Consider the following 14,637-nt stretch of genomic DNA (forward strand, 5'->3'; position numbering starts at 1 on the left):
ATATCTCTCCTTCATAATTATTTTAAAAAAGCGACAAAGTCGCTTTTATACTTCTTCTCCTATTAATGAAAAAGAATTTGCTTTAGTGATTCTAACATTAACTAACTTACCTATATTTTCTTTATTACCAGTAAAATTAACTAGTTTACTTGTTCTTGTCCTTCCGGTTAATTTTGTATCATCACTTTTACTTTCACCTTCTACAAGAACTTCAACAATTTTTCCATCATAAAGCTTATTTTTCTTAGCAGAAATTTCATTAACGACTTCAACTAATCTATTAAATCTCTCTTTTTTAACTTTTTCATCTACTTGGTCAAACATTAAGTCTGCAGGAGTACCACCCCTTCTAGAATATAAGAAGGTAAAGGCAGAATCATACTCAACTTCTTTAACTAGACTTAAAGTATCTTCAAAATCCTCTTCAGTTTCTCCTGGGAATCCTACAATTATATCCGTAGTTAATGCTACATTAGGAATTCTTTCTTTAATTTTTCTAATTGATTCTAAATACTGCTCTCTAGTATAGTGTCTATTCATCTTTTTTAATATTCTTGATGATCCAGATTGTACTGGAAGATGAATAGATTCACATAACTTATCTCCAGCTGCAATTACATCAATTACTTCATCACTTAAGTCCTTTGGATGAGAAGTCATAAATTTCACTCTCTCAATACCATCTACTTTATTTATTCTTCTTAAAAGTTCCGCAAAGTTAATATTTTCGTCTAATCCCTTACCATAGGAGTTAACATTTTGTCCAAGAAGGGTGATTTCTTTATATCCCTCTTTAACCATATTCTCTATCTCTTTTATTATTTCAGCAGAGTTTCTACTTCTTTCACGTCCTCTTACATGGGGAACTATACAATAAGTACAGAAGTTGTTACAACCATACATTATTGTAACAAAGCCTTTTATAGTACTTGCTCTATCAATAGGAGCTCCTTCTATTATATCTGCTTCTTTATCCCAAATTTCTACTATAGGTCTTTCGCCACCTAAAGCTCTTCCAAGATATTCTGTAAACTTATAAGCATTATGAGTTCCTATAATTATGTCTACAAAAGGAAACTTACCTATTATTTTGTCTGCCATTCCCTCTTGTTGCATCATGCAACCTGTAACAGCAATAACCTTATTAGGGTTCTCTTTTTTTAGTTTTTTTAAAGCCCCTAAGTTTCCATCTACCTTTTGCTCAGCATTTTCCCTAACACAACATGTATTAAAGATTATTATATCCGCTTCTTCTTTAGAGTCAGTTCTTACATATCCTAATGGTTTTAATCCACCAGATAATTTTTCGGAGTCCTCTTCATTCATTTGACAACCCCATGTACAAATCCAGAAGGTTTTAGGTTCGTTTAATTTATTTATATTTTTTACATTATTACTCATTGTTGATGTTCCTCCAATATCCAATATATTTATTAAATTTCTATAGTATTATAGCATATACAATACACGAAAAGAAAGGCTAAGGATTACCCTTGGCCTTTTTCTCTTCTTTTAAAATAAGTTCTGATAATAAATTGTAAAACTCTTTTTCATTATCCGTCATCTCTTAATCCCCCAATACAGATATGTAGATCTTACACTTATTTTTATGTCAAAGTTTTGTTCTATCTACCCAAATTATATAGTGTATGTAGACTTATATTCAATATAAAAATACATCAAAAAAGTAAGTAAATTAGACATTAAATGGCTATTCTCACTTACTTTTTCATTGTGATATTATGTTGTATCAAAAATACTATAAATTTTGTGAAATGCTACATCATATTTATACAATTGCATTTCTATATCAGAAGTCTTAGAAAAAGTTACATCTATTCTTTCATATCCTTTCTTAACCATAACACCACCCCTACAATATACTATTCTACATATACCATAAATTTCCTTCAAGTAAAAAAGACTAGTTTCCCCAGTCCATTATTAATTGGTAAATCCCAATCTTGATAAATCGTTATTAAATTTTGTAGCTTTATACTTTTATCCCGATATATGTTAAGCTCCAAGTATGTGCAATAAATTAGTTGGTTCAAACATTAGCTTCACTTGTGTTTGATATTCAAGATTATATAAAAACACTCTTTTACATAAAATATTATCAAAAAATTTTTTTAAAACACCATACCTAGTTCCTTGCTTATGTTAGCTAATGTAGATAAAGGAACAGTGTAAACACCATGATTATAAGAACATGAATCCATGTATCTTATATAACAAGAACCATCGGATTTAAACATATATCCGATAATCGTAATATAGTGATAAATATCTTTATTTCCATTTGAATTATATCTATTACGATAATTTGTTGTTAAAAATCCAAGGGATGGATTTTGTTTCACATCTACAATTACTGGAAAGTTGTTGTCGATATCACATACTATACCTCCCAGTAACTTTTTTGTCCATTCAGATCCATAATTTCTCCCAAATGCTAAACTATATCTATTTCCTGGCATATAATCATTTAATGTTGCTGTCCACCTTACACTTAAACCTGTGTGTGAAGTAGTTGCAAGAGCTGTTGCCATGTTGCCTTGATTGAATCGAGTATTCTTCCCTGTAGTATGATAAGAATGGCAGTCTATAGCATTCAAAGCTGCTGCAGGTCCACACCACCAGCCCCATCTTTGAACTTCTGGAGACATTGAACCATCATATCTTAATATTTTTGAGTTACCGGCTCCAATTGACCTAGCCATAATTCTATTATCATTCAAACTGTTAGAACTAAGCTCATCACTAGCATTTTTAGAAACAACATCGTTCATATCAATTCCAAGATTCTCAAGCTTATCTTGGACATATTCCTCTGCATTTTGAAACTTTTTGTTAGTTTTTTCAAAATCATCAGTTACATCGTTCATATCTACTATTCCATTTTCTAAATTCTCACCTTCAGTAGGTATAATTAAATTATCTGTAGATACGACCTCATCTGCTTTTGAAGATGTTGTTACTTCGTCTCCAAAAGCAATTAGAAAATTCGATAAAAGTACTAAAAGTACCAATAAAAATGATATGACTTTTTTCTTCATTATGTATCCCCCCCCTTTTTTTTAATTCCTCATACAGTTTAACAATAAATAACTGTATTGTAAATAAGCAAACAATTTATTTGCACATATTGGTAATACATGCTATAAATATATGTATTACAGTATGTAAATACGAAAGGATTTTGATTATGAAAAAGCCAAAAGTAAAATTTGTTTGTTTGTTTATTATTATATTTTTGTTTTTGCCAACATTTATATTCATAAAAACGGATGAACTAAGAAATGCAAGGGCTTATGTTTTTTTTAAGGCACATTTTAATTTTGCAATAAAGGGAACTGTGACTGAGCAAAAATATTCGCCTAACCCTAATAATGTAGCAATTTATTTCTCATATGGAGATAAAAATATTGGACCAATTTCCCTGTATAAATCAAAATTAGGACTATGGTTTATACAGGGAAATGGAACAGTGCCTGATCCTTATTAATTTATTTTAGAATATAAATTATAAAAAATCGAGTAGGAGGCGGTGACTAACCGCCGTGCGTACCGTTCGGTACACGGTGGTTCAGCAATTAATTAAGTGAATCTTGTTCATGCATTGAGCGTATGCTCCACTAAGCACTTCTAACATTTGTTTTCGAGTTCTACTCTATCTTCAATTAGATAGTCTGTACAACGGTTGTCTGCTTTCAAACATGAATTGCCATTCTCACGACTCTCAACTAATTATTGTCAAGTCCTTCCCTAACCTCAACTTTCGAAAGGTTCATTCAGTACTATGACTTGAACTGACTTCTGAACGTTCAGCTATACCTCTCGGTATAGCTTACTAAGTAAAAAAGTTCATTTTCATGCATAGCTTACCATTCAGACCTCCCCAGTTAAGAGTATAATCCTTCACTCCATATATCTGCCACATTTACACGTTACACTTTCGAGTAGTATAGGGCTTCAGTTTGTTTAGCAATCTTACCCAGTGCAACATGCCTTATATGTGATTTCTGTCCGTCAGACCAGAGATTTACCTACATCTTCCTTCATATTCTACCTCACGGTTGACACCATTGGTGTTCAGCTGTATGCTTGCTACTACTAAGCTGCATTAGGGACTTTCACCCGTTAGATTATCCCCATGCATGGCAAACTAAAAAAATAATGGTAGCGAGTTTTATCTCACTACCCCTTCTATTAGCCTAATATATCTTCAAATAGAACAGAGAAATATTGAAATTCCCCATAATACTATTATTGAAATTATACACCAAGATGTATTTTCACTTGTATGTCCATCTATTCGTATCTTTTTTAATATAGATACAAAATTGTTGAAAAAAACTATTATACAAACAGCACCAATTGCTAATAGTAAACCTATCATATCTAATCCCCCTTATAAAATCTTATACTGATATTATGGATTAGATTATAAGTAAATTCAATATATTATCTCCTATAGATACTTATTAGCTGCATTTTTCATTGTTGAAAATCTATTAGTATCATTAGCATTTCCACCTATCTGAATTACTTGCTCTGCCTTTAATCCACTAGCTTTAAAATCATTAACTCGCATTAATGGGCAAGATAATTTTTGAGCCACCATTACTGCAGCAAATAGATCTGCATCTCCTAAATAAGTTACTATTTTTTTCATATCATATTCCTCCTTATTAATTGGCTTTTGTGGCTTAGATATATTTAAACTCACTCTACTATCAATTCCATTGGCAATAGCTCTTGCTAATTCATCAGTTTTCTTATTAAATAATTCGGCATCTTGACTACTATCACAGAATAAACTTTCTACTATTATAGATTCCATACTACTGGCATTTAAATCATGTTAACCTGTACTGTATGGCCTTGTGCTTCTAGTAAATCTTTAATCTTACCATAAAGAATCCTACAACTATCTACTTCGTCGATTTTTCCTCTAGCACCTCTACAATTAATAGAGTGTCCATATCTTAATCCTATTTTCATAAAACATTCCTCCTTAAATATAAAAGAGTAAGGTTTCCCTTACTCTAAATCGATCTTATTTTCTTTAATGGTCTGTCTTGCACTAGACTGTCCAAAATAAAAAGCAATTACCATGCTAAATATGGTTAGAAACTCTGAAGAACTTATAAAACCTCTTAGGCTTAATATCGCAAATATTATAGTTAATAGTAATGCTATAAGCTTTTTAATCTGTAATAAACCTTTTAGTAATTCCATAGTTAAAACCTACCTTTCTAACTTTTCCTCTATCTTATCTACACTTTTTTTAACATCATCTAAAATATTAAATCTTTGTGTTAAATCTGATATTATCTCCTGGTACTTCCCTTCTCTCCTAGAGTTTTCTTTAAGCACATAAAAAAGGAGGTATGCAAAAAACACTGCAAACACTCCTTGACTAGTAACCATTTTAACTATTTCATTCTCCATTCTACACCTTCCTTTTGCATAATAAAATACCGCATATTCATTTCTGAATAGTACGGTATATATAAATATAGTTTATTCCAGAGAAAAGTCACCTTTTCCTTCTTCCTTTAACCACTTCTTAGCTTGTTTTCTTATATCAAAATATAATCCAGTAGATTGAGCATCGTCGTATATAGCTTTTTTAGCATACTCTCTTGGGAATATTTCCATCATAGATTCTAAATCTTTCGAACCTACCTCAGCTTCTTTATACTCAATAACACTATATTTGCCATTATAATTTTTAAAAGCCATAAATGCTGGTTCTGACCAACTCCCTTGTAGCTTAAATTTTTTATCAACGAATGAGTATACTTCTTGTAATGAATACATATAAACATTAATTAGATCATCCTTATCTTCAACTCCATAGATTTTATGTGCTTCAAATGCCTTATAACTAGACTCCTCATAACCAGATTTATTATGTTCTATAATATAATCTGATATTGCCTTATCTAGTTTTTCATCTACATTAACTGATTGTTTGGAAGTGAGATATCCCATATAAATAATAAATAATAATACTATCACTATAACTAATCGAATATACTTTTTAAGAAATTGCTTCACTCTTAATTCCCCCCCTAGATTATCTTATAACAATATAACTTATGTTAAATTATACCACATAATACATTCCAAAATAATCAATTTTTATCGCAATACTATTACTTTAATGTAGTTTAATATTTTATCCATATTACACCTTCCTTTTTACATAATAAAAGAGACTAGATTTCTCTAATCGCTTAACCAACAACTTAATAATATTGTTCTTCGTATCCTATTCTGTAGCCTATCACTCTAAAATAAACTTTTCCATTATATCCTCTTACTGTAAATCTAGTTCTATCCTTAGAAACTATAATTACCCCTGGATTACTACAGAATACTGCATAAGTAGATATAGTCTTAAGAAATGTACTATCTAAAAGTACTGTAGTTCCTTCCTCTTGTATATCTACATCGAACAACACATCTTCTAGTAATACCTTTGGACTATCTATTGGAGACATTCCAAGTGTAGCACCATCTACAACTATAGTTCCTCCAGCTTTCGTTCCGTTTGTGTTAAATACATGTCTAGGTGTTCCGGCAACCATAAAACTAATAGTACCATCCGGAGATATTCTTATTCCTGTATCAACCGACTTTGATATATAAAATCTAAACGTACCAGCACTAGCATTTATTTTACATTGGTCTGCAAAGTAAATGGTTGGCGGTTTGCAATCCAAGTAATTAGGATAAAATCTAAACCTAGCAATACCATTTAGATATATGTCTGTTACATCTGCAGCTATACGAATATAAGTGTTTTCATTCCACTTAAGTCTTACTGCTGAGCCTACGCCTAATTCGTTATTTGCAGTTGCATCTATACTGCACTATCCAAACATTTTTATAATAGGATTGTTAGTTGCAGATTTTAAACGTTCTAAGGATATTGTACTTGTTTTGATGTTTCCTCCGTCAATAGTCGTTTGCCCAGCTGTGCTTAGGTTAGTCATTGTAACATATCCAGTAAGATTTATTTTACTGGCACTTATTTTTATGGATTCAGCAGTTTGATTAATACTAGAAATAATAGCATTAGTTGAAACCTTTGCTCCTAAGTCGTTTATATAGGAAGTTGAACTTCGAACTGTAGATACAATTGCAGTATCAGTAATTTTCTACTCTGCGGTATTCATTCTTGTGCTAAAAGAAGTTACTTTGCCATCTATAGTTGTAGTAATCTGTTCTACAGTTCCAACTCTGCTGGTGATTCCTGTTAAGCTAGTTTCTATTGTAGACACTTTACTATTAGTAATGATTATTTGGTCTTGAAAATTCTCTTCAAATGATACACTTATAGTGTTAATTCAGTCTGACTAACCTTTAATGTTATCTGATTTTGCAACTGTGTAATACTGCTACTTTGTGTACTAACTGTAGAATTAAGTCCACTAATCTGTATAGTATGATTACTAATAGTTGCTACTGTACCATCTAATGTCCTTTTAACATCATTAACTCTTGTATCCACACCAGTTATTTGACCTGTCAAAGCATCTATAGTACTAGTGTGGCTACTAATTACACTATTGATAGAGTCTACTGTGGAGTTATAAGAATCTTTAAGTTGTATGGTCTGCCCATCTTTAACTATTGTCGTATTGCTTATTAAAGTAGATATTTGACCTTGTTGAATGTTTAAGGATATAGTATTACTTTCTGTAACTTCCTTCATTGTAGACAATGCACTTGCCAAGCTTGTAGAGTAAGTTAAATCTACAGTTGGATTAATTAGACTACCCTCAGTTAAGAAATGTCCGTCCTTGAATTACTTCATGTATTGAGTAACATCTATAGGTTCTTCTACTGGTGTTACTAACTGGTGATAAACTGTGATTGGATTAGCCTGTAACTCGTCTTTCCATGTTGCTATTGTATAGGTGCCAATTAAAAAGTTAAAACCTATTTGACCGTCACTACTACTGGATGTACAAACAGTATTAAGTGGGGCTAAAGGCCAACTTACACGACTATTACTATATTTATCGCATATAAGGTATTGATCCTTTAAACCATGTAATCTAATCATAATAAAAGCACCTACTCTTTATTTAAGTAAGTGCTGCTTATTACTTCTTTTAGTTTAAATTGCTACCATAATGTGTACTTTATTTTTATTCTCACATTATTTTACCATTTTCCATCATAGCTAATTGGCTTAGATTTTTTATCTGAAGTTTTAGCCCTTCCTTGAAGTTCTGGTACTGGATGAACTTCATTTTTAGGAAAGTGATTATGTTTATTACTTTCTGTACCATGTGAATCTTTTGGATCTGGTCTTCTCATTCCTGCTTTTGCCATAATATTTCCCTCCTACTTATTTGTCACCATTAGTTTAAACAATATGAAAAGTTTTATACTCAATTATGTTTTCTATAGATGGAAATAAGTATATTAAAATAAAAGTACAATGCTAAATAAAATTAACATTGCACTTTTATTTTAATATAAGATTTTACTTATTCATTAGCCGCAGCTACTACAACTTGAGCATCCGCCACCTTCAGCTTGCTTTTCAGGCTCTATAGAAAATCCACCTCTACCATTCTCTTCGCCTGAAAGAATAGTAAGAGCTCCAAATTGCTCAGTAACAGACTTATCTACTAAGAATGTAAGTCCGTCTACTACTTCTGTGTTATCAGTATCTTTTTTTTCATCTAAAACTAGATTAAATGATGGGCCGCCTCATCCCATACCTGCAAAATGAATTCTTACTGTATCTGCTGTAACTTCATTATCTTTTAAAAATTGTAAGAATTCAACGGTAGCTTTATCACTTATTTTAACTGTTGACATAATCTTTACCTCTTTTCCTTTTCAGTTTTATAGATACATTACTATTGTGTCAATGAATCTACATATTTATTACACTAATAAATATTACTATGAATGTCAATTGTATTTATCATTGGATTTATTAATAGATTTTATTTGAAATAAATATACATACTAAAAAAAGTGCAATATTAAACAAGTTTAACACTGCACTTTCAGTAATATAATTATTATTTATTAAATTTAACCGCAACTTGTGCAACCAGCACAACCGCCACCTTCTGGTTTTTTTTCTGGTTCTATTGAGAACCCACCTCTACCATTTTCGTCTGCAGAAAGAATTGTTAATTCACCAAATTGCTCAGTAACTCCCTTATCTACTAAAAATGTAAGTCCTTCTACTACTTCTATGTTATCAGTATCTTTTTTCTCATCTAAAACTAGATTAAATACAGCACCACCACAACCCATACCTGCAAAATGAATTCTTACTGTATCTGTGGTAACTTCATTATCCTTTAAAAATTGTAAGAATTCAGTAGTAGCTTTATCACTTATATTAACTATTGACATATTTTTCTTCCTCTTTTCTATATATACTAACTATTATCTCGATATAATTAAATCTTTATGACATTAAATATAAATAATTTCAATGTCATTTATATTTATATAATATCATAGCCGTTATGTGTGTCAATAGACTTATTTATCACTCTTTTCTATAGAACTTTATTACCTATAAGAGAATGTAATAGCCAAATTTTTCTATACTATATTACTCTCTACTTGAAAGGATTCTATTGGTAAAATTTCATTTCCAAACATCCTATAATCATGGTATTTATAGGAGCCTCTCATAATGTCTTCAGTAATAGTTTTTCCTCTATTTACATAATCTAAAAAGTCATAGGATGTCAATATATCTATACGTTCCTCTTCGCATATATTAGATAAAGCTTTAATAAATTCTTGAAATATTGTATTGCATGTATTATTTAATATCTTAGCACCATCTATTATAAAGCAACCTCCCCAAAATCCTGAATTTGAGGCTTTGGCTTTAAGATCTCTAAAAAACTTTGAAATCATCGTAGAGTTTATATTTTCATTATAGGATGACATTAATATACTACTCATCTTAATATTTTCTATCATTAATCTTTCATTTGAATCTAAATTATTAGTAAGTAATTTATATATATCTTCATCTACATAAAGATAAACATAGTTATTATTTTCTATTTGCTGTTTTATGTATTTATATAGATTAATCACCAAATGATCCTCTCCATAATAATAAAAACAGATATTTTTACCGCAACAATTACTCATAATCTCTCTCCCCTTAATTAATACCATATTGATTCTATTATTATTATTATTCTATTACAATGTTTAATTACCTTTTTTTTCCATAAAATAATTATCTGATTATTTTTACATTTTATTACAACCATTTTAAAGTTCTTATCCTGGTTGAAAAGTTATCCAACTTATATAACTTTTCATGTAGAAATATGGTATACTATGTGATAGAAATAATAGTTATGTACTACTAATTATATAATAATGAATATATTGATTAAGATAGATATATATTGTAAAATATTTTTATGTGTATAAACACTAAGGAGGATTATCGATGTGCGGATTTGTAACGTTTTTTAGCAATTCTAAAATACTAGAAGAAAAGAAAGAAACTCTTCGTGATATGAGAGAAGTTATTAAACATAGAGGCCCAACTCAAGATGGAGAGTATATGGACGAAAATGTTTATTTAGGTTTTAAAAGACTAAGTATTCTTGATTTGGCAAACGGAATTCAACCCTACTCTTATAAGGATGAATTAGAAATAGTTTTTAATGGAGAAATATATAATTATATATCTTTAAGAGATGAATTAATAAAAGAAGGCTATAGTTTTACTACTAACTCAGAGGTAGAAGTAATAGCTACATTATATACTCATTTAGGAGATAAGTTTGTTGAGAAACTTAGAGGAATGTTCTCATTTATTATTTGGGATAGAAAGAAAAAAGTATTCTTAGGTGGAAGAGATCCATTTGGAATAAAGCCATTTTATTATACAGAAAATGAAACTGGACTTTATGTAGCTTCTGAGCTTAAGAGTTTTCATGCTAATCCAGATAGCGACTGTGTTGATATTGATAATGGAGCACTTCATGACTATCTTACATTCCAATTTGTACCTGAACCTAAAACTCTACTAAAGGATATAAAGGTTTTAAAACCAGGTCATATTATAAAGAAAGAATTAGGTAAAGCTCATGAAATAAGTTGCTATTATTCGATCAAGTTTAACCCTACTCCAGGACCTAAAGATGAAAAGATGGAAGAAATTCGTAAGGCCATAGAAGATTCCGTTGAACTGCATATGCAATCTGAGGTTCCTGTTGCATCTTTCTTATCAGGTGGGATTGATTCTACTGTAGTAACTGCTTTAGCAAAAAAACACATGCCGGACCTAAAGACCTTTACCATAGGTTTTGACCGAAATGGATATAGTGAAATTGATTTAGCTAGAGAATCAGCTGATAAACTAGGGCTAGAAAACATAAGTAAAATAGTTTCTTATGAAGAATTTGCCAATGAATTACCTAAAATAATTTGGCATATGGATGAACCCGTAGCAGACCCTGCAGCTATACCACTTTATTTTATAGCAAAAGAAGCAGCTAAGCATGTTACAGTTATTTTATCTGGAGAAGGCGCTGACGAGGTATTTGGTGGATATACTATTTACCATGAACCTAATTCGTTAAAAATGTTTGATTATGTACCTGGCTTCTTAAAGAAAGCCTTAAAATCTGGTGCATCCCTTATACCAGAAGGAACAAGAGGAAAAAGCTTTATTGATAGAGGCTGTACTCCTATGAGAGAGCGTTATGTTGGTAATGCAAAAATCTTCTTAGATGATGAAAAAGAAGGAATACTTAATAAGTATGAGTCAAAATATACAATTAAGCGATCTATGAATGATATCTATGATAGAGCTGCTCAGTATGACCCTATTACTCAAATGCAGTTTGTAGATTTTAATACATGGCTTACTGGAGATATCCTTGTTAAAGCTGATAGAATGACTATGGCTCATTCTTTAGAGCTTAGGGTACCTTTCCTAGATAAAGAAGTGTTTAAAGTTGCTTCAAAGCTCACTGCAGATGAAAAAATCAATGGTCATGTAACAAAATACTTATTAAGAGAGTCTTTTAAATCAGAATTACCATTCTTAACTGCTCTAGATAGAAAAAAACTGGGATACCCAGTTCCAATAAGATTATGGCTTAAGGATGAACTTTATCAATGGGCTATGGACATAATAAAAAATAGTAATGCTGATGAATTTGTAAATAAAGCTGCTGCTATTAAATTAGTAGAAGATCATAGAAAGGGTCCATTTGACTTAAGTAGAAAGATTTGGACAATACTTATATTCTTAATTTGGCATAAAGTATATATAGAAAGAGAAACTCCTTTTCTAGATTAAGATTAAAGACGTAGAACTCTAATAAGAATTCTACGTCTTTTTATTTGTATTATAAAACTATTTAACTACACTTATGTTGTTCTCTTTTAACCAATCAATTAAATGATTAATTAAAAATTCATCTCTAAAGGTATAAAATTCATCTAATTTGTCTTTATTAATTAAAACTCTATTAAAAGTTAATAGAGGATTTGACCAATCAACCTTACTATAAATTTCATTTTTGTCATTAGGATTTAAAGTATCTAAGTAGCTTTTCATGGAATTCACTAATATACTTTCATCTATTAGTGGAATATAAAGATAATTATCACTATAGTTCATAGTAACATCTTCTGCTTCCGTAGCTAATTCCTTTTCCCAACTTTCAAGTTTATCAAATTTGGATTCATCCTTTAATGCTTCTATAATACTTTGAGGAATGTAAGAAAATTCACCATCATTTAAGTTTAAATAACATTCCCCTTCACCTCTTGTTTCTGATAAGCTAAGCTCTAACATTAAGTCTAAATCAATGTTTAAATTATTCATAAAATTTTCACCTACCTTTTAAATTATATATTTATATAAACTTTCTCATTTCACTGTATTAAGAGTATATGCTAATATAGAATTTTTTACAATATTTATTTAATAAATTCAACATTTTAATATAGATATTGTAATTATTTATGTATAAAATAAAGCATTAGGTTGTGTCCTAATGCTTTGTTTTATTACTATTTATTATTTTTTAGCATTTCACCAATAGCTGCTATACTTCCAAGGGAAGATAGTGTTTCATTTGGTAATATAAGCTTGTTAGCAGGATTATTAGCCATTTCTTTAAGAGCTTCAACTTGTTTTAAAGCTATAACAGTTTCATTAGTTCCTGATTGAATTATAGCTTCATTTACTCTTCTTATCGCTTCTGCTTCTGCTTCTGAAATTTTTTCAATAGCTTTTGCTTTACCTTCTGCCTCTAGTAATTGAGATTCTTTTAATCCTTCTGCTCTTCTAATATTTGCTTCTTTTTCCGCTTCAGCAGCAAGTATTTTACTTCTCTTTTCGCCTTCAGCTTTTTCAATTTCTGATTGTCTTGATCCTTCTGCTTGAAGAATCATGGCCCTCTTATCTCTTTCAGCTCTCATTTGTTTTTCCATAGCCTGCTGAATTTCTGATGGAGGTACAATATTTTTAATTTCTACAGACAATAACTTAATTCCATAAGCATCAGTAACATTATCAACGATTTGTAATAATTTTGAGTTTATAAGGTCCCTTCCTGCTAATACTTCATCTAGAGTCATATCACCTAAAATATTTCTCATATTAGTTATAGTGGAATACATTATACCTTGAACATAGTTTTCTATGTTATAAACTGCATCCTTTGCACTTAAAACTTGATAAAATATAACGTTATCTACAGAAATATTAACATTATCTTTAGTTATTACGTTTTGTGGTGGTATATCAAGTATTTGTTGTTTAACAGATACCTTCTTTCTAATAAAGTCCACAAAAGGTATTGTTAAGTGCCAGCCAGGTTCTAATACCTTATAAAATTGACCAAACCTCTCCATAACATAGTTAGAACCAGTGTTAACTACTTTAACTGATGAAATTATGATGACTAGAACTACAAATAGTATGACTAAAACACCAATTACTAATTCCATTTAAATCACTCCTTTTTTAATTATCAATTTATTATTTTCAATTTTTAACACCTTAAAAGTATCACCAATATTTATATCTTCACCTATATTTCTAGCTGTCCAATAAACTTCGTTAACTTTTATTCTACATTCCCTATTACTTTCTAATTTAACTTCAGATACAAACTCTCTATCTTCATACTTGCCAACCAATGGTTTTTCAGTTGGTAGATTTACGTTAATATATTTTTTAGACACCTTTAATCCAAATATAATTGCAATAGTTCCTAGTATTAAAGCAATCCATATTTGTGTAGTAAAGTCTACAAAATATCCTGCAATAAAAGCAGGAATAAATCCTAACCCTAACCATGAAAAGGTAAAACTACTTGTAGTTATATCTACAATTATTACAAAAATAAGTAATCCAAACCAAATCCAGTTTAAATCCATTAAATATCACCTCTCAAATTTAAATAATATTAACAAGCATATATAAATTATTATATGCTTGTGTATTAAGTATAATTATATCACATTATAGTAAAATATTATATTTTTTTATATTATTTAATCAGGTATTTTTTCCACCTATATAGCGTATATATTATAAGTGTACATATAAACACCAGTAAGTTTGGAGGTATTGCCATG

Annotated in this window: 22 protein-coding genes; 2 read left to right on the plus strand and 20 right to left on the minus strand. The window is 30.1% G+C overall.

The features are described 5' to 3' along the window. Positions 1 to 45: 45 nt before the first annotated feature. The 3 genes from miaB to B3086_RS07610 all read right to left on the minus strand — a co-directional run bounded on the left by miaB (position 46) and on the right by B3086_RS07610 (position 3,059). Entirely contained in the window at positions 46 to 1,401 is a 1,356-nt protein-coding gene (miaB, locus tag B3086_RS07600) for a tRNA (N6-isopentenyl adenosine(37)-C2)-methylthiotransferase MiaB (protein WP_346848142.1), read from the minus strand. 339 nt (positions 1,402 to 1,740) lie between these two features. Then, positions 1,741 to 1,863: a hypothetical protein gene (locus B3086_RS07605; protein WP_346848141.1), complete on the minus strand. Its 123-nt coding sequence runs from the start codon at positions 1,861 to 1,863 to the stop codon at positions 1,741 to 1,743. A 269-nt stretch (positions 1,864 to 2,132) separates the two neighbouring features. Next, on the minus strand, positions 2,133 to 3,059 hold the full coding sequence (locus tag B3086_RS07610) for a C39 family peptidase (RefSeq protein ID WP_346848140.1): 927 nt from the start codon (positions 3,057 to 3,059) through the stop codon (positions 2,133 to 2,135). A 149-nt stretch (positions 3,060 to 3,208) separates the two neighbouring features. Here B3086_RS07610 and B3086_RS07615 point away from each other — a divergent pair, with 149 nt between their 5' ends. Then, a complete protein-coding gene (locus tag B3086_RS07615; RefSeq protein WP_346848139.1) occupies positions 3,209 to 3,508 on the plus strand; it encodes a hypothetical protein in 300 nt (99 codons plus the stop codon). 720 nt (positions 3,509 to 4,228) lie between these two features. Here the strand turns inward: B3086_RS07615 and B3086_RS07620 are convergent. The 14 genes from B3086_RS07620 to B3086_RS07685 all read right to left on the minus strand — a co-directional run bounded on the left by B3086_RS07620 (position 4,229) and on the right by B3086_RS07685 (position 10,167). Continuing rightward, positions 4,229 to 4,402 carry a hypothetical protein gene (locus tag B3086_RS07620; RefSeq protein WP_346848138.1) on the minus strand — a complete coding sequence of 58 codons (174 nt, stop codon included), beginning with the start codon at positions 4,400 to 4,402 and terminating at the stop codon, positions 4,229 to 4,231. A gap of 72 nt (positions 4,403 to 4,474) precedes the next feature. After that, positions 4,475 to 4,846 carry a hypothetical protein gene (locus tag B3086_RS07625; protein ID WP_346848137.1) on the minus strand — a complete coding sequence of 124 codons (372 nt, stop codon included), beginning with the start codon at positions 4,844 to 4,846 and terminating at the stop codon, positions 4,475 to 4,477. 11 nt (positions 4,847 to 4,857) lie between these two features. After that, on the minus strand, positions 4,858 to 5,007 hold the full coding sequence (locus B3086_RS07630) for a hypothetical protein (protein ID WP_346848136.1): 150 nt from the start codon (positions 5,005 to 5,007) through the stop codon (positions 4,858 to 4,860). A 39-nt stretch (positions 5,008 to 5,046) separates the two neighbouring features. Next, complete coding sequence (locus B3086_RS07635) at positions 5,047 to 5,244, minus strand: hypothetical protein (RefSeq protein ID WP_346848135.1); 198 nt, start codon at positions 5,242 to 5,244, stop codon at positions 5,047 to 5,049. A gap of 9 nt (positions 5,245 to 5,253) precedes the next feature. Then, the gene (locus B3086_RS07640) at positions 5,254 to 5,457 is read right to left on the minus strand and encodes a BhlA/UviB family holin-like peptide (protein ID WP_346848134.1); all 204 of its coding nucleotides are present in this window, start codon (positions 5,455 to 5,457) and stop codon (positions 5,254 to 5,256) included. Positions 5,458 to 5,529: 72 nt separating this feature from the next. Continuing rightward, a complete protein-coding gene (locus B3086_RS07645) occupies positions 5,530 to 6,069 on the minus strand; it encodes a hypothetical protein (RefSeq protein ID WP_346848133.1) in 540 nt (179 codons plus the stop codon). 191 nt (positions 6,070 to 6,260) lie between these two features. Beyond that, positions 6,261 to 6,737 (minus strand): hypothetical protein, encoded by a 477-nt coding sequence (locus B3086_RS07650; RefSeq protein WP_346880279.1) that lies wholly within the window; start codon positions 6,735 to 6,737, stop codon positions 6,261 to 6,263. A 150-nt stretch (positions 6,738 to 6,887) separates the two neighbouring features. Beyond that, positions 6,888 to 7,010 (minus strand): hypothetical protein, encoded by a 123-nt coding sequence (locus tag B3086_RS07655; protein ID WP_346880278.1) that lies wholly within the window; start codon positions 7,008 to 7,010, stop codon positions 6,888 to 6,890. Between the two features lie 165 nt (positions 7,011 to 7,175). Then, entirely contained in the window at positions 7,176 to 7,298 is a 123-nt protein-coding gene (locus tag B3086_RS07660) for a hypothetical protein (RefSeq protein ID WP_346848130.1), read from the minus strand. A gap of 53 nt (positions 7,299 to 7,351) precedes the next feature. Next, on the minus strand, positions 7,352 to 7,753 hold the full coding sequence (locus tag B3086_RS07665) for a hypothetical protein (protein ID WP_346893166.1): 402 nt from the start codon (positions 7,751 to 7,753) through the stop codon (positions 7,352 to 7,354). A gap of 72 nt (positions 7,754 to 7,825) precedes the next feature. Further along, positions 7,826 to 8,086, minus strand: a complete 261-nt coding sequence (locus B3086_RS07670) for a hypothetical protein (protein ID WP_346893168.1) — start codon at positions 8,084 to 8,086, stop codon at positions 7,826 to 7,828. Positions 8,087 to 8,187: 101 nt separating this feature from the next. Beyond that, on the minus strand, positions 8,188 to 8,358 hold the full coding sequence (locus B3086_RS07675) for a hypothetical protein (protein ID WP_167403110.1): 171 nt from the start codon (positions 8,356 to 8,358) through the stop codon (positions 8,188 to 8,190). Positions 8,359 to 9,075: 717 nt separating this feature from the next. Beyond that, positions 9,076 to 9,405: a HesB-like protein gene (locus B3086_RS07680; protein ID WP_035132274.1), complete on the minus strand. Its 330-nt coding sequence runs from the start codon at positions 9,403 to 9,405 to the stop codon at positions 9,076 to 9,078. Positions 9,406 to 9,600: 195 nt separating this feature from the next. Beyond that, the gene (locus B3086_RS07685; protein WP_035132272.1) at positions 9,601 to 10,167 is read right to left on the minus strand and encodes an MEDS domain-containing protein; all 567 of its coding nucleotides are present in this window, start codon (positions 10,165 to 10,167) and stop codon (positions 9,601 to 9,603) included. Positions 10,168 to 10,477: 310 nt separating this feature from the next. On the opposite strand from B3086_RS07685, the gene asnB reads away from it, so the two are divergent. Then, positions 10,478 to 12,343, plus strand: coding sequence for an asparagine synthase (glutamine-hydrolyzing) (asnB, locus tag B3086_RS07690; RefSeq protein ID WP_035132270.1), 1,866 nt, complete (start codon positions 10,478 to 10,480; stop codon positions 12,341 to 12,343). 57 nt (positions 12,344 to 12,400) lie between these two features. On the opposite strand, the gene B3086_RS07695 is transcribed toward asnB, so the two are convergent. The 3 genes from B3086_RS07695 to B3086_RS07705 form a co-directional block, all read right to left on the minus strand. Beyond that, positions 12,401 to 12,874, minus strand: coding sequence for a hypothetical protein (locus tag B3086_RS07695; protein WP_346848128.1), 474 nt, complete (start codon positions 12,872 to 12,874; stop codon positions 12,401 to 12,403). 188 nt (positions 12,875 to 13,062) lie between these two features. Continuing rightward, positions 13,063 to 14,004 (minus strand): SPFH domain-containing protein, encoded by a 942-nt coding sequence (locus B3086_RS07700; RefSeq protein ID WP_035132267.1) that lies wholly within the window; start codon positions 14,002 to 14,004, stop codon positions 13,063 to 13,065. Beyond that, complete coding sequence (locus tag B3086_RS07705; RefSeq protein WP_346876195.1) at positions 14,005 to 14,436, minus strand: NfeD family protein; 432 nt, start codon at positions 14,434 to 14,436, stop codon at positions 14,005 to 14,007. Positions 14,437 to 14,637: the final 201 nt, after the last annotated feature.

The organism is Clostridium sp. UBA871, from assembly GCF_002295255.1.
In the GTDB taxonomy this organism is placed as follows: Bacteria; Bacillota; Clostridia; order Clostridiales; family Clostridiaceae; genus Clostridium_J; species Clostridium_J sulfidigenes.